The sequence below is a fragment of the Ruania alba genome (assembly GCF_900105765.1).
Classification (GTDB): Bacteria; Actinomycetota; Actinomycetes; order Actinomycetales; family Beutenbergiaceae; genus Ruania; species Ruania alba.
Genome location: NZ_FNTX01000001.1, coordinates 1,625,321 through 1,645,587, shown reverse-complemented (window position 1 = coordinate 1,645,587; position 20,267 = coordinate 1,625,321). Strand labels below are relative to the sequence as shown.

22 protein-coding genes are annotated in these 20,267 nt (G+C 68.1%); 8 read left to right on the top strand and 14 right to left on the bottom strand.

Annotated features, from left to right (window positions below):
• Nucleotides 1-25: 25 nt before the first annotated feature.
• The 6 genes from BLU77_RS07595 (at nucleotide 26) to BLU77_RS07570 (ending at nucleotide 3,945) form a co-directional block, all read left to right on the top strand.
• On the top strand, nucleotides 26-358 hold the full coding sequence (locus tag BLU77_RS07595) for a small basic family protein (protein WP_089772380.1): 333 nt from the start codon (nucleotides 26-28) through the stop codon (nucleotides 356-358).
• A gap of 93 nt (nucleotides 359-451) precedes the next feature.
• Nucleotides 452-1,183: a DUF881 domain-containing protein gene (locus tag BLU77_RS07590; protein WP_089772379.1), complete on the top strand. Its 732-nt coding sequence runs from the start codon at nucleotides 452-454 to the stop codon at nucleotides 1,181-1,183.
• A 120-nt stretch (nucleotides 1,184-1,303) separates the two neighbouring features.
• Complete coding sequence (locus BLU77_RS07585; RefSeq protein ID WP_089772378.1) at nucleotides 1,304-1,813, top strand: FHA domain-containing protein; 510 nt, start codon at nucleotides 1,304-1,306, stop codon at nucleotides 1,811-1,813.
• Between the two features lie 74 nt (nucleotides 1,814-1,887).
• Complete coding sequence (ftsR, locus tag BLU77_RS07580; protein WP_089773063.1) at nucleotides 1,888-2,571, top strand: transcriptional regulator FtsR; 684 nt, start codon at nucleotides 1,888-1,890, stop codon at nucleotides 2,569-2,571.
• Nucleotides 2,572-2,652: 81 nt separating this feature from the next.
• Nucleotides 2,653-3,183 (top strand): bifunctional nuclease family protein, encoded by a 531-nt coding sequence (locus BLU77_RS07575; RefSeq protein WP_089772377.1) that lies wholly within the window; start codon nucleotides 2,653-2,655, stop codon nucleotides 3,181-3,183.
• Between the two features lie 240 nt (nucleotides 3,184-3,423).
• Nucleotides 3,424-3,945, top strand: a complete 522-nt coding sequence (locus BLU77_RS07570) for a MerR family transcriptional regulator (RefSeq protein WP_245708793.1) — start codon at nucleotides 3,424-3,426, stop codon at nucleotides 3,943-3,945.
• A 23-nt stretch (nucleotides 3,946-3,968) separates the two neighbouring features.
• Here the strand turns inward: BLU77_RS07570 and BLU77_RS07565 are convergent, their stop codons facing one another.
• The gene (locus BLU77_RS07565) at nucleotides 3,969-4,724 is read right to left on the bottom strand and encodes a class I SAM-dependent methyltransferase (protein WP_089772375.1); all 756 of its coding nucleotides are present in this window, start codon (nucleotides 4,722-4,724) and stop codon (nucleotides 3,969-3,971) included.
• A gap of 68 nt (nucleotides 4,725-4,792) precedes the next feature.
• Here BLU77_RS07565 and BLU77_RS07560 point away from each other — a divergent pair, with 68 nt between their 5' ends.
• On the top strand, nucleotides 4,793-5,413 hold the full coding sequence (locus tag BLU77_RS07560) for an L-threonylcarbamoyladenylate synthase (protein WP_089772374.1): 621 nt from the start codon (nucleotides 4,793-4,795) through the stop codon (nucleotides 5,411-5,413).
• 10 nt (nucleotides 5,414-5,423) lie between these two features.
• Here the strand turns inward: BLU77_RS07560 and BLU77_RS07555 are convergent, their stop codons facing one another.
• The 5 genes from BLU77_RS07555 to BLU77_RS07535 form a co-directional block, all read right to left on the bottom strand.
• Nucleotides 5,424-6,005 (bottom strand): DinB family protein, encoded by a 582-nt coding sequence (locus tag BLU77_RS07555; RefSeq protein ID WP_089772373.1) that lies wholly within the window; start codon nucleotides 6,003-6,005, stop codon nucleotides 5,424-5,426.
• 44 nt (nucleotides 6,006-6,049) lie between these two features.
• Nucleotides 6,050-7,213, bottom strand: a complete 1,164-nt coding sequence (locus BLU77_RS07550) for a sensor histidine kinase (protein ID WP_089772372.1) — start codon at nucleotides 7,211-7,213, stop codon at nucleotides 6,050-6,052.
• Entirely contained in the window at nucleotides 7,210-7,923 is a 714-nt protein-coding gene (locus tag BLU77_RS07545) for a response regulator transcription factor (protein ID WP_217632375.1), read from the bottom strand. Before BLU77_RS07545 ends, BLU77_RS07550 begins: the two co-directional genes overlap by 4 nt.
• A 202-nt stretch (nucleotides 7,924-8,125) precedes the next feature.
• Nucleotides 8,126-9,811 carry a LamG-like jellyroll fold domain-containing protein gene (locus BLU77_RS07540; RefSeq protein ID WP_089772370.1) on the bottom strand — a complete coding sequence of 562 codons (1,686 nt, stop codon included), beginning with the start codon at nucleotides 9,809-9,811 and terminating at the stop codon, nucleotides 8,126-8,128.
• A 5-nt stretch (nucleotides 9,812-9,816) separates the two neighbouring features.
• A complete protein-coding gene (locus BLU77_RS07535) occupies nucleotides 9,817-10,467 on the bottom strand; it encodes a hypothetical protein (RefSeq protein WP_089772369.1) in 651 nt (216 codons plus the stop codon).
• A 310-nt stretch (nucleotides 10,468-10,777) separates the two neighbouring features.
• Here BLU77_RS07535 and BLU77_RS07530 point away from each other — a divergent pair, with 310 nt between their 5' ends.
• On the top strand, nucleotides 10,778-11,656 hold the full coding sequence (locus tag BLU77_RS07530; RefSeq protein ID WP_139177659.1) for a hypothetical protein: 879 nt from the start codon (nucleotides 10,778-10,780) through the stop codon (nucleotides 11,654-11,656).
• A gap of 2 nt (nucleotides 11,657-11,658) precedes the next feature.
• On the opposite strand, the gene BLU77_RS07525 is transcribed toward BLU77_RS07530, so the two are convergent.
• The 8 genes from BLU77_RS07525 to BLU77_RS07490 all read right to left on the bottom strand — a co-directional run bounded on the left by BLU77_RS07525 (nucleotide 11,659) and on the right by BLU77_RS07490 (nucleotide 20,214).
• Nucleotides 11,659-12,294, bottom strand: a complete 636-nt coding sequence (locus tag BLU77_RS07525; RefSeq protein ID WP_089772367.1) for a response regulator transcription factor — start codon at nucleotides 12,292-12,294, stop codon at nucleotides 11,659-11,661.
• Nucleotides 12,291-13,526, bottom strand: a complete 1,236-nt coding sequence (locus BLU77_RS07520; RefSeq protein ID WP_089772366.1) for a sensor histidine kinase — start codon at nucleotides 13,524-13,526, stop codon at nucleotides 12,291-12,293. The genes BLU77_RS07525 and BLU77_RS07520 overlap by 4 nt, the downstream gene beginning before the upstream one ends.
• On the bottom strand, nucleotides 13,523-14,659 hold the full coding sequence (locus BLU77_RS07515; protein WP_139177657.1) for a hypothetical protein: 1,137 nt from the start codon (nucleotides 14,657-14,659) through the stop codon (nucleotides 13,523-13,525). Before BLU77_RS07515 ends, BLU77_RS07520 begins: the two co-directional genes overlap by 4 nt.
• Nucleotides 14,660-14,759: 100 nt before the next feature.
• The gene (locus tag BLU77_RS07510) at nucleotides 14,760-15,683 is read right to left on the bottom strand and encodes a LysR family transcriptional regulator (RefSeq protein WP_175476976.1); all 924 of its coding nucleotides are present in this window, start codon (nucleotides 15,681-15,683) and stop codon (nucleotides 14,760-14,762) included.
• Nucleotides 15,684-15,687: 4 nt separating this feature from the next.
• Nucleotides 15,688-16,986 (bottom strand): sulfatase family protein, encoded by a 1,299-nt coding sequence (locus BLU77_RS07505; protein WP_089772363.1) that lies wholly within the window; start codon nucleotides 16,984-16,986, stop codon nucleotides 15,688-15,690.
• A 110-nt stretch (nucleotides 16,987-17,096) separates the two neighbouring features.
• Entirely contained in the window at nucleotides 17,097-18,419 is a 1,323-nt protein-coding gene (locus tag BLU77_RS07500; RefSeq protein WP_089772362.1) for an extracellular solute-binding protein, read from the bottom strand.
• A 29-nt stretch (nucleotides 18,420-18,448) separates the two neighbouring features.
• On the bottom strand, nucleotides 18,449-19,276 hold the full coding sequence (locus tag BLU77_RS07495) for a carbohydrate ABC transporter permease (RefSeq protein WP_089772361.1): 828 nt from the start codon (nucleotides 19,274-19,276) through the stop codon (nucleotides 18,449-18,451).
• A complete protein-coding gene (locus BLU77_RS07490) occupies nucleotides 19,273-20,214 on the bottom strand; it encodes a carbohydrate ABC transporter permease (RefSeq protein WP_175476975.1) in 942 nt (313 codons plus the stop codon). Before BLU77_RS07490 ends, BLU77_RS07495 begins: the two co-directional genes overlap by 4 nt.
• Between the last annotated feature and the right edge of the window lie 53 nt (nucleotides 20,215-20,267).

Sequence of the window (20,267 nt, the reverse complement as noted above, 5' to 3'; positions counted from 1 at the left end):
GGCCTGACGGCGAAGGGAGGGCGCGATGATCGCGGTGGCTGGCCTCGTCGTAGGTGTGGTGCTCGGGCTCATTCTGCAGCCGTCGGTTCCGGTGGAGCTGCAGCCGTATCTACCGATCGCCGTGGTGGCCGCCCTGGACGCGCTGTTCGGAGCGGTACGCGCGCGTCTGGAAGACGTCTTCGATGAGCGAGTGTTCGTCACCTCGTTCCTGTTCAACGTGGTCATTGCCGCTGTACTCGTCTTTCTCGGCGACCAGCTCGGCGTCGGCTCACAGATGAGTACCGCGGTCGTGGTGGTTCTCGGGATCCGCATCTTCTCCAACGCCGCATCGATCCGCCGCCACGTGTTCAAGGCATGAGCATGAGGAGCCCCCGCGTAGGAACGCCGAGGCACGAGGTGTGCCGGAGTGAGGCACCGCAGTGTTCATTCAGGTGTGGTGGAGCGTGAACCCATGAAGGAACCGCACCCGCACCGAGCCGAGAAGGTCACCCTGTCGGATTCAGGCCGACGGGGCTACACGCTGCGTGCGCGTCTGCTGATCGCGGCGATGTGTGTGCTGCTCGGGTTCGCGATCGTTGCCCAGGTCCGGCAGACGCAGGACGATCAGTTCAACGGCCTGCGTCAGGACGACCTGGTGCGCTTGCTCGACGAAGTGACCCAGCGCAATGAGCAACTTACCGAGGAGTCGGAGCAGCTCGCCCGGAACCGTGATGGTCTGCTCTCCGGATCTGATGCGCGCGCCGTGCAGGAAGATGTGGCGGACCTACTGGGCATCCTGGCCGGGACCGTGCCGGTCGAGGGCCCCGGCGTGGTGGTCGAGATCGAGGACCCGGAGGGTTCGGTCACCGCAGAGTTGATGGTGCACATGCTCCAGGAGCTGCGCAATGCCGGCGCAGAGGCCGTGGCAGTGTCGGGTGAGCGCCTGACGGCGTCGTCAGACTTCGTGAACACGGTGGACGGTGTGACCGTGAATGGCAGGTTGATCGAAGCGCCGTACGAGTGGCGCGCGATCGGCAACGGCGCCACCATCACCGTCGCCCTGGATATCCCGGGCGGTGCCTTCGCCAGGATGCGCAATGCCGGGGCAACCATCACGATGTCCGAACGGGACCTTGTCCAGATCACGGCTGTCCGGGAAGCCCCGGAACCTGAGCACGCCAGCCCTGTGGAGACCGAGGACTGACGTTCCCACCGCCGTCGTGGGCAACTAGAGTAGGACGGGTAGAGTCAACGCTCACAGTTCACGCGCACCCACCCGTCCCCCCGGGGGGGTGCCGACAGTCCGGTACGGGGAGGCACACAGATGACCGAGCAGGAGAACCGGCCGGCCGGCCCCGAGTCGACCGACAGAGGTCCCGCGCCGCATACCACGGCAGCCCTCGGCCGCATCGTGCCCCCAGAGAGTGACGAACGGGCACCCGGCGCGATAGACGCGTCAGATCGATCCGCCGTGGAGGCGCTGCCGCCATCGTCGGCATTGCTCATCGTGCAGCACGGTCCGAACGCCGGCGCCCGGTTCCTGCTGGATGCCGATCGCGTGACGGCCGGCCGCGACACCGCAGCCGACATCTTCCTCGACGATGTGACGGTCTCCAGGAAGCATGCCGAGTTCCTCGCCGCCGACGGGGTCTTCACCGTGCGTGACGTGGGCAGCCTCAACGGCACGTATGTGAATCGCACACGCATCGATGAGGCAGTCCTACAAGCGGGCGATGAGGTACAGATCGGCAAGTACCGGCTCACCTTCCACCCGAGCCCGCGCCGGCATTCATCGACCCAGAGCGAGGCCGGGGCAGGTGAGCTGGGCCAGTGAACGGCTCCGCCGCATCTGCACGTGAGGACGGCGACGAACAGAGATGGCCGTTCGGCGTCTCCCGGACGCCGAGCATGAACATCAGCGGTGCGCTGTCAGTGCTCAAGCGCGAGTTCCCGGCGATCTCCGTCTCCAAGGTCCGATTCCTCGAGGATCAGGGATTGGTGAGTCCGCACCGGACGCCGTCGGGCTATCGGCGATACTCACTCGCGGACGTCGAGCGGTTGAGGTTCTCCCTCGCCGCGCAGCGTGATTCATTCCTGCCATGGAAAGTGATCCGGGAACGGCTCGCCGAGCTGGATGCCGGGGGAGCGGACCTTCCGGCACCGGGTGCCCGGGTCGTCTCCGAGGACGGTGAGCTGCTGGCCGCACCGTCGGTCTCGGGACGGTTGACCATCGAGCAGGTGGCCGAACAGGCGGACTGTTCGACCGATCGAGTCGCTGCGCTGGCCGGTGCCGGCCTGCTCATTGCCGACGCGTCCCGCAAGTTCCCGGCGAGCACAGTGCAGATCGTGCGCTTGGCTGACGAGCTCGCCCAGCATGGCATCGACGACCGGCACTTGCGGACCTTGCGCAGCGCCGCTGACCGCCAGCTCGATCTGGTGGAGCAGATCGTGGCGCCGGTGCGCTCTCAGCGCACCGGCCCCTCCGCGAGTGGTTCGCGGGCGAAGGCGCACTCCATGGCTGCCGAGCTCGCCCAGACGCTGACCGCGCTGCACACAGCCCTGCTCAAGGCAGGGATCGACCGGCTGGAGTGAACAACCCGCACCGGCGCCACGCGGGCGCCGGTGCGTCGCGCATCCTGCTCGCGCGCGGCGTAGCGTGGAGTTGTGCGACGGATGCGATTGCTCGGAGTGCGGGTGCGGTTGAACGCCCCGGAGCACGAGGTGCTCGTGATCTTGGACGAGGACGCGGGTGAGCGATCCCTTCCGATCGTGATCGGACCGCACGAGGCGGTCGCGATCGCGACCGTGCAGGCGGGAATGCCGATGCCCCGACCCGGCACGCACGACCTGCTCGTGGCCTGCGTGGATGCCGCCGGATCCGGTATCCGTCAGGTGGAGATCACCGAGGTCCGGGGCGGGACCTTCATTGCCGAGGTGGTGCTGCAGAATGGGACGAGGGTGGACTCGCGCGCGTCGGACGCGATCGCGGTAGCGCTGCGTGCGAAGGTGGACGTCTGGTGCGCCGAGGACGTGCTCGACGACGCTGCCGTGGTGCTGGACGTGGATGAGGATGATCGCGAGCACGTGCACCTGGCCGGCACGCTGGCCGACGACGAGGCAGACGAGCGCGTGTCGGAGTTCCGAGAGTTTCTCGAACGCGTGGAGCCCGAGGATTTCTCCGACCGTGACGAGTCAGGTTCATGACCATCTCTCAATCTCAACTTGAAGGTGAGACTCGCCGTCGCGACACGCCGACACGTTTCGTGGCGCATGTCGTTGACCCGCACCTGTTGCACCTCTAACGTCAGTGACACGGGGTTGAGCACGACCTCGTGGGCACTGCGGAGTACAGTGGTGTGAGTCCGGTTTGAGAATGGAGAAGGTGTGAGCGGCAGCGACGCAAAGGCAGACGCCACCCCGGGGGTTCCTCAGCGAGCTCAGGGCATGCTGTTCGGCGACACCTTGCCGGACCTCGACACCACGACCGGATATCGCGGTCCGACCGCGTGCCGCGCCGCTGGCATCACCTACCGGCAGCTCGATTACTGGGCCCGTACCGGCCTGGTGCAGCCGAGTATTCGTCCGGCCACCGGATCCGGGACGCAGCGTTTGTACAGCTTCCGCGACATCCTGGTGATCAAGGTCATCAAGCGTCTCCTCGACACCGGCGTCTCGCTCCAGCAGATTCGGTCCGCCGTCGAGCACCTGCGTGAGCGCGGGGTCGACGACCTGGCGCAGATCACACTGATGAGCGATGGCGCGAGCGTGTACGAGTGCACCTCTGCCGACGAGGTGTTCGATCTGGTCCAGGGTGGCCAGGGCGTGTTCGGTATTGCGGTGGGACGCGTGTGGCGCGAGGTGGAGGGCAGCCTTGCCGAGTTCCCCACGGAGAAGGCCGAGGACGACGCGCAGCCCAGCGTCGATGACGAGCTCGCCAAGCGGCGTGCCGCACGCAAGATCGGCTGACCGCGCACATCCCCGCCTCGGTACTACCGTGGGCGCCGTGCTTCGATGAGGAAGCGCGCCGAGTGTGACACGAACATGCCGTCCCGTTGGATCGTGCGGTGTACGGCGCGCAGCTGCTCGCGGTAGGCCGCCGACGTGAAATCCGGCACCGTCCAGATCACCTTGCGCAGGAAGTGCACCACCGCGCCGACGTCGTAGAACTCCACTCGACAGCGTGCCGTGCGCAGGTCCACCACCTCCAGGCCCGCGGCGCGTGCCTGCGCGGCGGCGTCCTCCGGCACGCGGGAGATCGGGGTGATGTGGTCGCCCATCATGGCGCGGGTGAGCTCGATGTTGGTCCCATTGCCGACCTGCTGGGACAGGAACGTCCCACCAGGGGCGAGCACCCGGGCCACCTCCGGCCAGGGCGTGGTGACCGGCAGCCGAGCGGTGATCAAGTCGAAGGAGGCGTCGGCGAAGGGGAGCGGACCGTCGTCGGGGGCGTGCACGACCTCTCCGCCGAGCGAGGCCAATCGCGCCCGGGCGACCTCGAGGTTCGGTTCCCAGGACTCGGTGGCCACGAGCCGCGGCGGGGGAGAGGCGATCTCCGCCAGCACCTCGCCGCCGCCAGTCTGCAGGTCCAGGCCGGCCGCGGCGGTACCCATGCGTTCGCTGAGCATCTGGGCATAGCGCCACGGAGGTCGTTCCTCAATGGCACGTCCGGCGAACCAGGAGAAGTCCCAGCCCGCCAGGTCCACGGCATCACCCTCGGCCACCAGATCATCGAAGGACGCAGTCATGAGACCAGGATGGTGGTCGAAGGGCCCTCGGGCGAGAGAATTTCGGCCATCCATGCTTAGGGTGGGGTATGGCGCGATACTTCGATGTGCACCCGGTCAACCCGCAGCCCCGATCGATTCGTCAGACGGTGGAGATCATCCGCGACGGTGGCCTCGTCGCCTATCCGACGGACTCGTGCTACGCCCTCGGTGCGCAGCTGGGGAACCAGCAGGCCAAGGATCGAATCCTCTCGCTGCGCCGGCTGGACGATCGGCACCACTTCACGCTCGTGTGCGCCGATTTCGCCCAGCTCGGGCAGTTCGTGCACGTGGACAACGCCGTGTTCCGAGCCGTGAAGGCGGCCACCCCGGGTCGATACACCTTCATCCTGCCGGCCACCAAGGAAGTGCCGCGGCGGTTGCTGCACCCGAAGAAGAAGACCGTCGGAGTGCGGATCCCGGACCACCCCGTGGTGCACGCCCTCCTCGCCGAACTCGGTGAGCCGTTGCTGTCCAGCACCCTGCTGCTCCCGGATCGTGACGAGCCGATGACGGATGGATGGCTGATCAAGGAGGAGCTGGAGCACCAGTTGGACGCCGTGATCGATGCGGGTGAGTGCGGCGAGGAGCCGACCACCGTGGTGGACCTGTCCGAGGGTGTGGCCGAGGTGGTGCGTCACGGCGCCGGCGACCCGGCACCGTTCGAGTGAGACAAGCCTGTCAGCGCGAGTACCGCTGCGTCGCCTGCTCGGCGACCGTCTCGAGCCGCGCGCGGTAGTCCGGCCACCAGGAGTCCTCCACGTCCGGCAGATTGCTCACTGTCGGGCGTAGACCCGCCTCGCCGTCGAGCGTCTCGCGCGCGATGTCGGCATGTCCAGCGTGCCGGGCCAGTTCGGCGATCACGTGCACCAGGATCTCACCGAGGGTGACGCGCTCGCCCCACCACGGCACGTCCCCCGGAGCATCCAGGTCGCGGGAGGTGATCGTCTCGTCCGCAAACACCCACACCTGGCGGTACATGTCCACGATCGACTCGCGAGACTCGTCCACGGTGGCCCACATGTCCGCGTTCGGCTCGGCGTCCTCGTCGGACCAGGGCATCGGGATCGGCATCTCCCGGCCGAACACCTCCCCGAAGTAGCCCTGCTCCACCGAGGCCATGTGCTTGACCAGCCCGAGCAGGTTCGTGCCGGTCGGCGTCACGGGCCAGCGCACCTGGCGCTCGTCCAGGCCGTCCAGCTTCCACAGCAGCGCCTCGCGGTGGGCCTGCAGGTAACGGTGCAACGTTGCTCGCATGTTCATCGGCTCACCGTAGCGCCGGCCCGAGGAGGTGACCCAGCTCTTTATCAGCCCGCGGCTGCGGCGCCGGACCCGGGCAGCGGGAGCCGGACCTCGAAGCGGCTCCCTCCACCGACGTTGGCCACGCTCACCTCGCCCCGGTGCGCTTGCACGATTCCTCGGACGATGGCGAGTCCCAGCCCGGCACCGGTGGATCGGCCCCATACCTGTTGCGGAGTGCGAGAGTCCGTGCCGCGCCACCCGGTGCGGAAGACCTCGGAGAGGTCCTCCTCGGCGATGCCACCCCCGGCATCGGCCACGCTCAGGATGGCATTCCCGGCTGTGTCACTAGCCGTCTCCAGGCACACCTCGGTGCCGGCGGGGGAGTGCTGGATGGCGTTCATCAGGAGGTTCTCCACCACCCGGGTCAGCTCGCGCGGGTCACCGAAGATCACCGGGCCGGGGCCGCCGAGCGCACGTAGCGTGACCTTCCTGGCCTCGGCGACGGGGCGCAGATCGGCCACGGCGTCGGAGACCATGTCGTAGAGCGAGATCTCCTCGGTGGTCAGGGTGAAGGTGCCCGATTCCAGCTTGGACAGCTCGAACAGGTCGTCGACCATGCTGGAGAGGTGATCCACCTGGGATCGGATCTGGCGGTAGTACCGGTCGGGGTCGGTGGCCATACCGTCCTCGAGCGCCTCGGCCATTACCCGCAGCCCCGCCAGCGGGGTACGCAGGTCGTGCGAGATCCAGGCGAACAACTCCCGGCGGGAGGCGTCCGAGGCAGCGAGCTCGGCACGTGCCTCATCGAGGCGGCGGCTGGTCTCGGCGAGGTCGTCGCCGAGCCGGGCCAGCTCGGAGTGGTCCCGGGGGCCGCCAGCATGCTCCACGCGTTCGCCCGCGCCGATGGCGCGGGCCATCCGGCGCAACTCGGCTGCTTCCTTCGCGAACAGTCGGCTGAGCACGAGGGCAATACCGAACGAACTCAGCGCGGCGGTTCCGGCCACATAGAGCAGCACGGTCAGGTCGTGCTCGGAGATGTACATTCCTTGCGCGATGGCGACCATGGCGGCCACAACGGCCAACATGCCGGTGGCGGCGACCACGATGATCCGCACCCCCATGGAGGAGTTCCGGGTCAGGCGGAGGCCGAGCAGCCCGAGCAGGCCGGCGCCGAGCGCGCACGCGAGCGAGACGGCGATGATGATGGCGAGATCGGCGACCGGGATCATGCGTCCGGCTCCACGTCCAGCCGGTATCCCACGCCCCAGACGGTCGCCAACGTGGTGGGGTTCGAGGGGTCGTCCTCGATCTTCTCCCGTAGACGGCGGACCGTCACCGTGATGGTGGACAGGTCGCCGAAGTCCCAGCCCCAGACGGCGCGCAGCAGGGCGTCGCGGCTAAACGCCTGACGTGGGTGCTTGAGCAGGTAGGCGAGCAGGTCGAACTCCCGGGTGGACAGCGCCAGCGCGGTGCCGCGCTTCGTGGCGATCCGGGCGGCAGCGTCTAGATGGAACGGACCGAGGTCGAAGGGAGCCTCCGGGGCCGTCTCGTCGATCGTGCGGCGCAGGATGGAACGCACCCGCAGGACCAGTTCGCGGGGTGAGAAGGGCTTGGCGAGGTAGTCGTCGGCTCCGGCCTCGAGCCCGTCGATCCGGTCGTCAGTGGAGCCGAGGGCGGTCAGCATGAGCACCGGGGTGGAGCGCTCGGCACGGATCCGACGGCACACCTCGAGGCCGTCGATCCCGGGCAGCATCCGGTCCAGGACGACCAGGTCGGGTCGGCGCTTGGAGACCTCCCGCACGGCGGCGATCCCGTCGGTGGCCTGGTTCACGAGGAAGCCCGCGGATTCGAGATAGGTGGTGGCCACCTCGAGCACGGTCGGGTCGTCCTCGACCACCAGTACGCGACGGTCGGTCAGGACGTCATCGGGATCGGACACCTCTGCAGGATAAGTCCCGCATGGCAGCACGGCCGCCCAGAACGGGTAGGTTCGATGGTCTCGTCCGCGTTCTGTAAGGCTTGAGGTGCCGGTCAACGCGTGGCCCGTGGACGCGGCAGATTGCGAATGGACTTGAACACTGACTGTCCGGTGAATGCTCGGCCACGCAGTCCACGAGCGGCCGCCAGATACATGGCAGAGATCAGGTTCCAGCGCGGTGGTGGCGTTCCACCTGGTCTGGGCTCAGGGCTGAGTCGTAGACCGCGAGGAACTGGAGTTGACCGGTGAAGTATTTGGCCGGGCGAGAAACCGGGGACCCTCCTCTGGTGTTCGAGCAGCCGGCGTTCCAGTACCACGTCGAGTAGCCGTGATACGGCTCTTGGTTCCAGGTGCCGGTTCGGACGTTCTCGCCATCGACATAGAACGTCCACGTTGTCTCGGTGGCGACAGAGTCGTAGTCGACAGTCACCACGACGTGATGCCACTGAGAGTCGTTGTACGACTGACCACTCGGTGTGATGGGCCATGTCACGGCGCCGTTGTCACGGCTCTGTGGGAAGAGGTAGAGCATGATTCGACCATCTTGTGTGAGAAACAGTGTGCGTTCGAAGGAATTGGCGTTTACTGTCCCGGTGCTGCTGGCGCCGATGATGGGCCCCGAGGCATTCGGTTCGGCTTTTATCCATGCCTCGTAGCTGAAGCTACTCGGTGCCGTGCCCTGGGCCCGAGTGGCGAGGCAGGTGCTGCCGGTGAATGCGACTGATTGTTGCGGCGTATCCCGCGCGCACGCGGCATCGTCGACGATGTTGTATGACGTGTTGTCGTACGTGCCGGTATTGCCCTGGCCGGTGAGGTCATGCTCGCTCGTCGCTGTGGCCGGAGACATGCGCCAGGCGAAGAGCGCGCCGGGGTCCTCGGCAGTCTGGGCTTGAGCGCAGGTGAAGAACGATCTGGTCCCCGAACTCGCGGCGTTCGTGATCGAGGCTGTGAACGCTGCTTGAGAGGTCTGGCTGAGCAAAGTTGCGACGACAAGGACTGTGGCGAGAGCAGCAATCGCAACCGGTGCGCCGCGCAATCCTGACCGCGCTTGCTCCGAGCCTCTTGTTGCCAGCCGCCATTTCAGCAGCACGACCAGGAACGGGAGGAGACAGAAGCCGCCGACGAGCACCCACTGCCAGGGAGTGAGTGCTGGTAGCGGTGTGAGCACGAAACGACCAGCGGACTGGGTGGTCGTCTCGATCGTTGAGTCCTCACCGCTGCCAAGGACCGTCCCGCCCGCATCGAGGGGGAACAGGCCGGTGTTGACGACCCGCATGAGCACCCCGGTGCCATCGGCGTTGGGTGTCCACCCGAGGAGGACCATGTTGAACCAGATGCGGAACCACAGGCTGACTACCGTGAAGGCGACGGCGGCACTCCCCAGCCGGATCCACCAGCGGTTGCGTGGATCGGTACGCGTCAGGCGCAGGGCTGTCTCCACGAGCATCGCTATCACGAGGAGCCAGGGGGCCACCAGAACGAGCCAGCCGAGTCCTGGAGCGGACCAGGTCGCGGCTCCGATGATCTGGGACGATTCGACGAGCCAGCCATCGGGTGCGCCGTTGAGGTCGCCCTGGGTCCGTAGACCACCTGGTTCGGCGCCGACCACGCGATGGGTGTACACACGGTCGTCGATAGCGAAGGTGATGATCTCGCCTGGCGCGTACGACGATTGCGCCTGTGTCACGACGACGGAACCTACGGGTAGTTCCGTCCCCATGCTCGGGCTCGAGATGGTGAACGCCCGGTAGCCGTTCAAGAACCCGATCAGGGTGAGAATGCCGACGAGGACCACAAGGCCCGCAACTACCCAGGCGATCGCATAGCGCCGCCTAGGCGCCCCCTTCATTGAACTCAGGCTCCGAATGTCCAGGTGATTGGCTGACTGACCTGCAAGCCCGCGTAGCTGTTGTCCGCCGTCGAATCCAGTGTGACGGCGAAGGTGAACGGCACGTCGGTTCCGGCGGCCACCTCGGTGTCGCCGAGAAGCGTGAGGAGGTCCAGCTGAGTGTCGAAGTCAGCGAGCGATCCGTCGTAGATGGTCGTTCCGCCCGATGTCACCGTCAGCGCCATCTGGGCACACAAGTCAGTGGCGTCGCCGTTGGCGTCGCCGTTCGTCGACTGCGTACAGGTACCCGGGGTGAGGCTGAACGAGGCCGCCGGCACGGTACCGGTGTTACTGATGGTGATGTCGGTCGACACGGTTTCCCCGGGCGCCATCGCCAGATCGCCCCCGTACTTGTTGATCGTCGAGCAGGTCGCCGAGTTCGTCGAGACACCACCCCCGTCTGTGCTGTTACACACAATGTCACCAGTGGAGTCGGTCTCCTGCATCGTCAACGTTCCAGCGCCAGCCGTATCGACCGTGTTCTGGATGCTGGCCGTGAATGCGGCGAGAGTCGGTGTGAAGCCGAGAGCAAGGACAATCGAGCCCAGTGCTCCCGCGATGAGTGCCGGAATGCCGACACCAGGTCGGCGTGCTCTGGTCTTTTCTGGCTGAGACATGGTGCTCCCTGTCTGTGATGGCAATCTTCGAGGCTACGGGTCGGTTGCCAGAGGTGCTAGTGGGCACCGCCGTATGGGCGGGTGAGTCTGGTCACTTGTGTGCCTTGGGTGGCTGCACCATCAACGTGCTGACGCCCTACCGGAGGGGTGTCCTGGGGCACGGGGCGTGTCATCAGCCGATGCGGTGCAGGCTTCCAGGGCCGAGGCGGTGGGGAGTGCTCACCATGCCTGGAGCTTGAGGCGCAGTCGGCCGTGATGTGGGATGGACATCATGCCAATCCGGAGGAGATGGGGACGTTCACTCTGCGCCTTGACGGCTGGGCTGGCGTTGCTCACAGGCTGCACGCCCGGCGGGGAAGTCGGGCCAGACGGCGGGAGAGGCGGCGATCCGAGTCCGAGTGAGCCCGCCACGCCGCCCCCGGAGACGCTCGACGAACTGGAGACGTCCCTCGTGGAGTCCGAGCTCGTGGCACGGGCGGAGCTCGAGGCCGAGGACGGCACGAGTGAGGTCGACGCGACGCTGGACGCCGGCTCCCTGACGGCCGCGGATGCCGTCACGCTGATACGCCAGGTGCGCTCCGCCGTCGGGAGCCTTCCGGTAGCGGACTACGCGGTGCGGACGATCACCCTGAACTTCCAGGGGCAGAACCCCGATGCGCGCCTCCGGTTCGAAATCGATCCAGACGACGAGCTGCTCGAAGAGACGGCGCGGATCGCAGCGGAGACTCCATGCGCAGATGCGAGGGTCACCGACGCCGAGACGGGCGATGGTGTGCTCGCAATCCTGGACTGCCGCGTTCCGGTTGCCGCCGAACCGGTGGCACTGGCGCAGACCTATTCGACGTTGGAGACCATGAAGCCTGCCGGCGCGGATACCACCTGGTGGCAGGTGCTGCCGGAGGGTCCGCACGTGTCGCCGATGCTGACCGTGCGCCACGCTCCGCAGGAGGGTCGGCAGGAGCTGATCACAGATCTGGCGGAGCTGGTGGAGGCTGCCGGTGCGGAGAACTTCTCCGTGTTGGATGACGACGATCGACTCGATGTGATGGCGACGATCGATGCCGACCAAGCGCAGGCACTGGGGGAGCAGCTGTGGGAGCGGCTGGAATCGGAGGAGCTGGGCTTGCGAACCGTCGCTCTCGATCATCCGGGCCAGACCGGCGACTATCCGTACTTCCGGCAGGAGTAGCCTCACCCACCCCGAGGCAACAGCCCGTGCGTCCACGCAACCACGACGGCGTTGGTGCGGTCGCGCGCGGAGAGCTTGCCGATCAGGTGGGCCACATGGGTGCGCACGGTCTCCACCCCGAGCACCAGGTGGGAGGCGATCTCGGCATTGGTCAACCCTTCGGCGACGAGTGCGAGCACCTCGAGCTCGCGGTCGGTCAGCCGGGGACCGTGCCAGGTGGACCCCGGACGGGTCGTCAGCAGCGCGCGTACCTGGTCGGGGAACACCAAGCTCTGCCCGTCGGCCACGGTGCGGACTGCGTTCACCACCTGCTCGGCGGTGCTCCGCTTAAGCAGGAAGCCGGAGGCGCCGGCACGTAGCGCCGCCTCCACATAGTCGTCGTGACCGAACGTGGTCAGCACCAGCACCTTCGGCGGATCGTCTTTGCGGAGCAGGAGCTCGGTGGCGCGCAGTCCGTCGACCCTGGGCATCCGGACATCCATCAGGATCACGTCGGGTCGGAGCCGGGCGGCGACCTCCACTGCCTCGGCACCGTCTCCGGCCTCGCCGACGACGTCGAGATCGGGCTCTGCGGCCAGGATCATCCGGATGCCCTGCCGGATCAGAGGCTCGTCGTCGACGAGCAGCACGGAGATCATGGTCGCTCCGTCCGGGTCGCTGGGCCAGGTGGTACCGGGAGGGTGGCGACCACCAGCCACTCCCATGTTGCTCCGTGGTTGCTTGGACCGGCGGTGACCACACCGTCCAGGAGTGCGGCGCGCTCCTGCATCCCGGTGATGCCGCGGCCAGTCCGGGTGATGCGTCGCCGGTCGGGGATCGGGTTGGCGACGTGCAGCTCGAGCGTGTCTGTGCTCTGCTCCAGGGTGACGACGACAGGGCCGGCGCCGTGCCGGTGGGCGTTGGTGAGGGCCTCGGCGAGGATGTCCAGGGTGACGCGCCAGACCAGCTGCGGCAGGTCTCCGCGGGTGTCGTGCACCTCGATGGCGAGGCCGGCGTCGCGGTGCTGGGCGAGCAGGTCGGAAAGCCCCTCCTCGGAGGCGGTAGGGGTGGTGCCGCGGGCGGGTGTGGCGTCCGGGTCGCGGAGCAGCCCCAGCAGATGGTCCAGCTCGTCCTGGGCATCGCGGGACGTCTGCGCGATCACCTCCAGGGCCGCGCCCGCCTGCTCCGGCCGGGTGCCGGCGACCCGCTGCGCGGCGGCGGCCTGGATACTGATGATGGACAGTGCGTGTCCGATTCCGTCGTGGAGTTCGCGGGCGAGGGCGGTGTGCCGGCGCTCGTCGGCGAGCCGGCTCTCGGCCAGGGCCAGCCGGTCCGTCGCGCTCGGGCCGAGCAGCAGGGGAGCCAGCCGGACGGCGGCCCATCCGCATGCCAGGACGCCTACCACCGCGCCGATGAGCAGGGCGACGCCGATCAGCACCAGCTGCCAGGCGGGCTGGTTCCAGCCGATGGTGGTGAGCAGGTGCTCGCGCCCGAGCGCGGTCCAGAGCAGGGTGAGGAACCCACCGGGGATGAGACCGAACACGCAGAACCCGCTCACCAGTCCGGCAGCGGTCTGTACGACGGTCCATCCCATGGTGCCCCAGCGGTGCCGGGCGAGCATCGGGTCCGGCACCACCAGCGGCGCGGGCACCCGGAGCAGGGTGCGGGCCGCCGTCACCTGGATCTCCCTGACCCCCGGGAGAAGGCCGACGCAGCAAGCCACGGCCACTGCCCCCACAACCCCACCGACGACGGTCGGTCGCGCGAGGCCGTCGGCGGCCGCGCCCCGTGCGAGGGTGCCGACCACCGTCCCGGCGAGCAGCGCCGCCGCGAGGCCGATCGCGGCGCCCAGCATCAGCCAGGCGCCGCGCAGCAGGAAGGTCCGGGTCACGGGACCATTGTCCCGGTCGGACCGGTGCCGCGGTGTGCGGCGTCGGGCGTGGCGCCGCCCGGGTGGGTCTCCAGCTCGGCGTCGTCGGCCCGGTGACCGGCGTAACCCCACACCGCGAGGGCCAGCATCGGCCCCCAGAACCAGACCGGCAGGATCCAGAAGTAGGCGTCGAGAGGACCAGCCAGCGCGATCCAGCCGACGGCCCCCAGGCAGACCAGGCCCGCCACGATCCCGCCAGGAACGATCGCGACCAGCGGCGGCACGGTGCGGCCACCGACTCGGGGGATCCAGTGGGGGAAGCGTTCGCCCCAGGGCCGGATCAGGCCGATCGTGAGACCTGCGCCCATCCAGGCGCCGAGCGAGAGCAGCATCCCCCAGGCAGTGATCGCGGGATCGCCGCTCGGGTGGGCGCCGATCGGCCACGGCGTGAGCCAGCTGAGGCGGACCACGGCGTAGGGGAGCGGTCCCAGCGCCGCCAGCACCGTGATCGGGACGCGGAACCGGACCACCTGGGCGGTGGCCGCCCGGCCGAGACGGCTGGTTCGTGCGGTGAGCGCAGCGCAGGCGATCCATAGACCGGTCGCGGTGAGCGTGAGTGCCACGATCCAGAGCATCCCGGCGCGATCGATCATCGCGCCGGCGGCGCTGGTGAATCCGGCGACCAGCGGTTCACGGAGGACGATGACGGTGGCCGCCGCCGCGACCAGCAGCACACCGAGCGGCGCGCGCATGCGGGGGAGGCGGACCATCGCAATGAGCGCGACGGCCACCGCGGCGAACGGGAGCACCATCGCGACCAGGTAGCCGGCCAGGGAGAGCCCGCTGAGGCCCGCGGTCGCGGTGGCGAGACCGGCTGCGACGACGGGTGCGGCGACCCGGATCGCACTGTCGCGATGGCGGGCCAGCACGGCGATCGCCGCGCAGATTGTGCCGCCCAGCGCAAGAGTCGTGAGCAGGGCGGTGAATGCCATCAGCGGCATCGCACGGCTGAGCAGGGACAGCTCGCCGTCGGCATACGGGTTCAGGTCGGGTTGGAGAAGCCATACCAGGCCGTGTCCCAGCAGAACTGTCGACGCGACGGCGGTGACGCCGATGAGGCGGCGGGGGAGTCGTGGGGTGGTGAGTGTGTTCATGACGCCAGCGTCGTCGTCGGCCGTGTGTGCGGGCTCCCCCACCTGGGGGATCATCGGGGGCGTGACGCCCCGATCGGGTGAGCTGACGCCGTCGGAACGTCTAGTCGACGGGTGGTGGGTCGAAGGTGCGGGCGCAGTAGGCGCGCACCTCGGAGAGGAAGGTGGCGCCCGCAGGGGAGAGGCGGCGCGTGGTGGCCCAGTGTGCGGCGATGTCCCGGTAGGCGTCCGGGTGTCGCACCGGGCGGGTGACCAGGCCGGGGACGTTGAGCATGCGGCCGGGCAGGTCGCCGATGAGGCCGAGGCCGAGCCCATGGCTGACGAAGGAGAACACCGTGGTCGGCTGCGTGACGGCCATGCTGCGGGCCTCGTCGACGTCGAACGGTGCCAGCAGGGTGCGGAACTCGGCGCCGACGCGGGCGTCCAGGCCCGCCTCACCGGTGGTGATCACGGACTCGCCCGCGAGTTCGGCGAGGTCGATCTGCTCGCGCCGGGCGAGCGGGTGTTCCTCGGGCAGCACCAGCACGAACGGGTCACGGACCAGCACGATCCGCTGCATGGTGGCGTCGTGCCGCTGCTCGATCACTGGCCGCAGCGCGATCTCGATGGTGCGGTGCGCGAGCGCCTCGTCCAGCCAGGAGTTCGGGCCCTCGTGCACCTCGAAGCGCACCTGCGGGTGCGTGGTGGCGAACGCGGCCAGCACGGGAGCGAGGATCTGGGTGCTCGCGCTCGGGACGCTTCCGACGGCGACCGTGCCGTGCACCTCCTCGCGGAGCATCCCCACGGAGGCGACGGCCGCCGTCCACTCGTCCACCATGCCGCGGGCATGAGGGAGGAACGCCTCGCCGGCCGCCGTGAGCGTGGGTGGGTGCACATCACGGTGGAAGAGCCGGTCCCCGACGTACTTCTCCAGGCCCGCCACGTGCGCGCTGATCCGGGACTGGGACCGGTGCAGCGAACGGGCAGCGGTGGAGAACCCGCCCGTCTCGTGGACGGCGATGAACGACTGGCACCAGGTCAGTTCCATGGCTCTACTGTGCCGTGTGCACTGCCTGCGCGTCGCGCGCTCGCGTCGGCGGCGCCGGCTCGGGAACGTCACCAGTGAGCACGGGATCACCGGTCCGTGCGAGGTGGTCGTCCAAACGGTGCGCCAAGGTGCGGCGTAGGGATTCGTGACGGCGGTCCTCGGCCAGGTTGTGCAGCTCGTCCAGGTCGTCGCCGAGGAGGTAGAGCTCCTCGGGGACGGTGGCATCCAGCTCGAGGGAACGCCGGGTGGGGCTCTCCTCGAGGTCGATCGCGAGCGGGTGGCGCGGTCCCGGTGCGTAGTTGCGGATGTACTTGGCCTCGCGGGTGCGCAGCGCGCGGATCGGGTCGTAGCGGTCGTGGAAGGTCTTCTCCAGGACCAGGTCGCGGTCTGTGATGTTCTCCTCACCGCGCAGGTCCTGGACGAGGCTGCGGCCCTCGAGGACGTCCGGGACGTCACCGCCGGCGAGCTCGATGCAGGTGGGCACCAGGTCGAGGTGGCTGACCAGTGCCTCGGACCGGCGCGGAGTCACGCCCCAGGTGCGCGGCGGACGCATCATGAGGGCCACCTGGACACCCGAGTCGTACAGGGTGCTCTTCGCGCGGGGGAAGGCAGCACCGTGGTCGGTGGTGAAGATGACGAGCGTGTTGTCCGCCAGGGGAGAGTCGTCGATGGCAGTGAGGATCCGGCCGACCGCCTCGTCGAGCTGGCGGATGGCGCCGTGGAAACCAGCGATGTCCTCCCGGGTGTCGGCGGTGTCCGGCAGGTAGCCCGGGACGTCGACAGCATCCGGATCAGCGTGCTCGTAGTCCTCCGTGGGCCACGGGCGGTGCGCCTCCCACATGCCAATGGTCAGCAGGTGGGGCTGCTCGCTCTGGGCACGCTCGGGCTGCTCCAGCCACCACTCCACGCGATGCGCGACTTCCAGTGCCCGGGGGAGGAAGCCGAGCCCGTGCACCTCGTCGTAGCCGAGGGCCCGGGCGTCGAAGTCCTCGTGCTGCAGGCCGATCAGCGTGGAGTGGTACCCGGACTCGCGCAGGTGCTCAGGCAATGTGGTCACGCCGTCGCGGTAGGACCAGCCAGCATGCGTGAGGCCCATCAGCCCGTTCTGGTGCGGGAGCAGTCCGGTGAAGATGCTCGAGCGTGCCGGCGTGCACAGCGGCGCTGCGGCGAAGGCCGACTCGAAGGTGACGCTCTCGTCCGCGAACCGATCCAGGTGCGGGCTCGGCACCGACGGCATGCCGTAGCAGGAGAGCCAGACACCGAGGTCGTGACCGTGGATGAGGACGATGTTCGGGGCAGTCATGATGGTTTCCTCCCGTGGGTGGGCGCGGCTCAGGGACGGACGGGGTCCGTTCGGTGGTGCGAGACCGTCAGCTGCGGGGAGCGTGGACTGCTCCCCGCAGCACAGCCGAACTACTCGGTGACGTATCCGCCCTCGGTGACGATCGCCGTCAGCTCCTCCTGCAGGGCCTCCAGGCCCTCCTCGGGCGTGACCTCACCGGCGGCGATGTTGGCCAGCGCCGGCTCGGTGACGGCGAGGAACTCGCCGATGAAGGGCAGGCGCAGGGTGCCGCGAGCCGTCTCGGCGGACTCGCCGACGGCGTCCAGGTACGCGAGTGCGCTCTCGTCGAGTCCCTCGGCATCCAGCACGTCGGAGCGGGTCGGGATACCCCCGTTCTGCACGAACACCTCCTGGCCCTCCTCGGACGTGACCCAGGTGATGAAGTCGAGCGCAGCCTGCTGCCGCTCCTCGGGGAGGTCGGCCGGGATCCCGAGGTTCCACGTACCGGTGGGGGAGGCGCCACCAGGCAACGGTGCGAAACCGACCGTGTCGACGACGTTGGAGTTGTTCTCGTCCAGGATGCCGCTGGCGGCGGCGCCGACCACGTTGAGCTGGGCCGCTTCGCCGGATTGCATCAGGGCGATCGCTTCCGCCTGGCCCACGCTCTGCGGGTCCGCCGGCCCGAGTGCGGCGAGGTCGCGGAGCATCGTCGCCGCTTCGAGCGCCTCGGGTGTGTCCAGGGCCGGCGTCCAGTCGGTACCCGGGTCGGTGAAGAACGAACCACCCATTCCGAACAGGATCCCGGAGAAGTCGTAGGTGACGCCCGGAGCGCCGGGGATGCCCTGGGTGCGCATCGTGTGCCCGTATCGGGTGGTCTCGGCGTCGACGATGGTCTCGGCGTTGCTGAGCGTGGCGGACCAGTCCTGCGGCACGTCCAGGCCGAGCTCGTCGTAGACATCGGTGCGGTAGACGAGGACCTGCAGGTTGCCGAGCAGGGGAACGCTCGTGAGGGCGCCGCCTTCGGCGAACGTCTCGGTCGCGGCGTCCCAGTACGGCAGGTTGTCGTAGGTGTGCATCGCCTCATCCAGCGTGAAACCGGAGTCGATGTCGGTGAGCGGCATCAACAGTTCGTTGCCGTTGAAGTAGGCGAGGTCGACCTCGTTCACCTGGTAGACGTCGAACGTGTGGTTGCCGGTCTGGGCGTCGTTGAGCATCTGCGACTTCACATCGTCGTTCGGGAAGGAACGCAGGTCCACATCGACACCGGTGGCCTCCTCGTAGGCAGCGACGACGGCGTCGTACGCCGGGTTCCACGGAGCCTGGGACGTGATCACGGTGAGCGACTCACCTGATCCCAGCGCTCCGCCGTCGGCGCCCCCGCCGCCGCAGGCGGCCAGGGTGAGGGCGAGCGAGGTGGTGACGGCGACGGTGCAGGTGGCACGGCGGCGATTCATGGGTACTCCTCGGGTAGGGGGATGAGGGTTCAGTTCTTGACGGCGCCGGCGGTCAGGCCGGCCACGATGTGCCGGTTGGCGACCGCGGCCATGAGGATGAGGGGGATGGCGGCGATGGTGCCTGCGGCAGCGAGCTCGCCCCAGGTGACGGCGTACGGCTGGAGCAGCTCGGCGATCCCCACCGTGACCGGTGAGGTGGATCCACCGGTGGTGAGCGTGAGGCCCATCATGAACTCGTTCCAAGCGAGGATCCCGACGAAGATCGCGGTAGCGGCCAGACCAGGGCGGACGACCGGGAGCATGATCGAGACGAAGGTGCGAAGCTCGGTGGCGCCGTCCATCAGACCCGCCTCACGCAGTTCCTCGGGCACTCCGGAGAAGTAGCTGGAGAGCATCAGTGCCGCGAACGGCAGGTTGAGGAAGGCGTTCACCAGGATCAGGCCGGTGATCGTGCCGAGCAGGCCCAGCTGGGAGAGCAGCACGTACAGGCCGGGGATGAGGGTCATCGGTGGGATCAACGGGATGAAACCGGCGATCACGAGGGCAGGGATCGTGATCCAGCGGGGCGGGTGCAGCCGGCTCAGTGCATATCCAGTGACCGCGCCGATCACGATGCACAGCAGGACCGCTCCGGCCACGATCTGCACACTGTTCGCGACCTGGGTGATGAACGCATTGTCGTCGAAGAGGGTGGTGAAGTTGCCGATCCAGAAGTCGAGCTGCCAGTCGGGGGAGACGATGGCGCGGTTTGGCAGGAACGCGAGCACCAGGGTCCAGGCGACCGGGATCAGGGTGAGGATGAGGATGATCGCTAGGGCGATCTCCACCCCGAGCGAGCGAGTTCGGGTGGTGGTCATCGCTGCACCGCCTTCCGGACGAGGAGAACCAGGGCGAGGACCAGGGCGGTGATGGCGACGGTGAAGAGGCTGAATGCGGCCGCTTCGCCCAGGTCGAGGTTGTCGAAGAAGAGAGTCTTGATGTGTTGGGAGACGAGTGTGGTGGCGCCGTTGGGGCCACCTCGCGTCATCAGGTACATCTCGTCGAAGGCCTTGACGCCCATGATGATGCGGACCAGGATCACGGCGCCGATCGCCGAGCTCATCGAGGGGACGATGATGTGGCGGATCACTTGCGGCTCGCGGGCACCATCGACGCGCGCGGCCTCGAGCACGCTGGCGTCGATGCCTTTCAGGGCCGTGTATAGGAACAGGAACACCACGGGTGTCCAGTGCCAGATGTCCACCACGATGACGGCGGCCATGGCAGTTGGTCCGTCACCGAGCCACCCCTGTTCGGACAGCCCGATCGTGCGCAGGAACTTGTTCAGCCCACCGGCGGTCGGGCTGAGGATGAGCAGCCACATCAGGCTCACCACCACCGGTGCGATGACGGCGGGCCAGATGAGGACGTTGCGGGCCAGCGGGAGGAGGGTGACGGCGCGATCGACGAGCAGGGCGAGGATGAAGCCCAGGACCAGGGTGCCGATCACCGTCGCCGCCACGAAGACGACCGTGTTGGTCAGGGCTTGAATGGAGGCGGCGTCTGCGAGGACGTCGCGCAGGTTCGTCAGGCCGGTCCATTCCCATTCGAACCGGCCGCTGCGGATCTGCACGTCGGACCCTGCCATGCGTGCGACCTGCAGCAGCGGATAGACGGCGAAGACGAGGCCGAAGAGGAGGAACGGTACGAGGGCGAGTAGCCGGAACAGGCTGCGGTTCGTGTGCGGCTTTCGCTGTGGCGGCCTTGTCCCGACCTGGGACGGGTCACGGGTGGGTGATTCAGTCGTCGTGCTCACTACCCAACCTCTCTGTTGTGGAGGAGTGCGTCTTCGTCGACGGTAGAGAGGGC

Bases quoted from the DNA above. Each gene is read 5' to 3' on its own strand.
- BLU77_RS07595 (WP_089772380.1), top strand. From the start codon at position 26: ATGATCGCGGTGGCTGGCCTCGTCGTAGGTGTGGTGCTCGGGCTCATT.
- BLU77_RS07590 (WP_089772379.1), top strand. From the start codon at position 452: ATGAAGGAACCGCACCCGCACCGAGCCGAGAAGGTCACCCTGTCGGAT.
- BLU77_RS07585 (WP_089772378.1), top strand. From the start codon at position 1,304: ATGACCGAGCAGGAGAACCGGCCGGCCGGCCCCGAGTCGACCGACAGA.
- ftsR (WP_089773063.1), top strand. From the start codon at position 1,888: ATGAACATCAGCGGTGCGCTGTCAGTGCTCAAGCGCGAGTTCCCGGCG.
- BLU77_RS07575 (WP_089772377.1), top strand. From the start codon at position 2,653: ATGCGATTGCTCGGAGTGCGGGTGCGGTTGAACGCCCCGGAGCACGAG.
- BLU77_RS07570 (WP_245708793.1), top strand. From the start codon at position 3,424: ATGCTGTTCGGCGACACCTTGCCGGACCTCGACACCACGACCGGATAT.
- BLU77_RS07565 (WP_089772375.1), bottom strand. From the start codon at position 4,724: ATGACTGCGTCCTTCGATGATCTGGTGGCCGAGGGTGATGCCGTGGAC.
- BLU77_RS07560 (WP_089772374.1), top strand. From the start codon at position 4,793: ATGGCGCGATACTTCGATGTGCACCCGGTCAACCCGCAGCCCCGATCG.
- BLU77_RS07555 (WP_089772373.1), bottom strand. From the start codon at position 6,005: ATGAACATGCGAGCAACGTTGCACCGTTACCTGCAGGCCCACCGCGAG.
- BLU77_RS07550 (WP_089772372.1), bottom strand. From the start codon at position 7,213: ATGATCCCGGTCGCCGATCTCGCCATCATCATCGCCGTCTCGCTCGCG.
- BLU77_RS07540 (WP_089772370.1), bottom strand. From the start codon at position 9,811: ATGAAGGGGGCGCCTAGGCGGCGCTATGCGATCGCCTGGGTAGTTGCG.
- BLU77_RS07535 (WP_089772369.1), bottom strand. From the start codon at position 10,467: ATGTCTCAGCCAGAAAAGACCAGAGCACGCCGACCTGGTGTCGGCATT.
- BLU77_RS07525 (WP_089772367.1), bottom strand. From the start codon at position 12,294: ATGATCTCCGTGCTGCTCGTCGACGACGAGCCTCTGATCCGGCAGGGC.
- BLU77_RS07515 (WP_139177657.1), bottom strand. From the start codon at position 14,659: ATGAACACACTCACCACCCCACGACTCCCCCGCCGCCTCATCGGCGTC.
- BLU77_RS07510 (WP_175476976.1), bottom strand. From the start codon at position 15,683: ATGGAACTGACCTGGTGCCAGTCGTTCATCGCCGTCCACGAGACGGGC.
- BLU77_RS07505 (WP_089772363.1), bottom strand. From the start codon at position 16,986: ATGACTGCCCCGAACATCGTCCTCATCCACGGTCACGACCTCGGTGTC.
- BLU77_RS07500 (WP_089772362.1), bottom strand. From the start codon at position 18,419: ATGAATCGCCGCCGTGCCACCTGCACCGTCGCCGTCACCACCTCGCTC.
- BLU77_RS07495 (WP_089772361.1), bottom strand. From the start codon at position 19,276: ATGACCACCACCCGAACTCGCTCGCTCGGGGTGGAGATCGCCCTAGCG.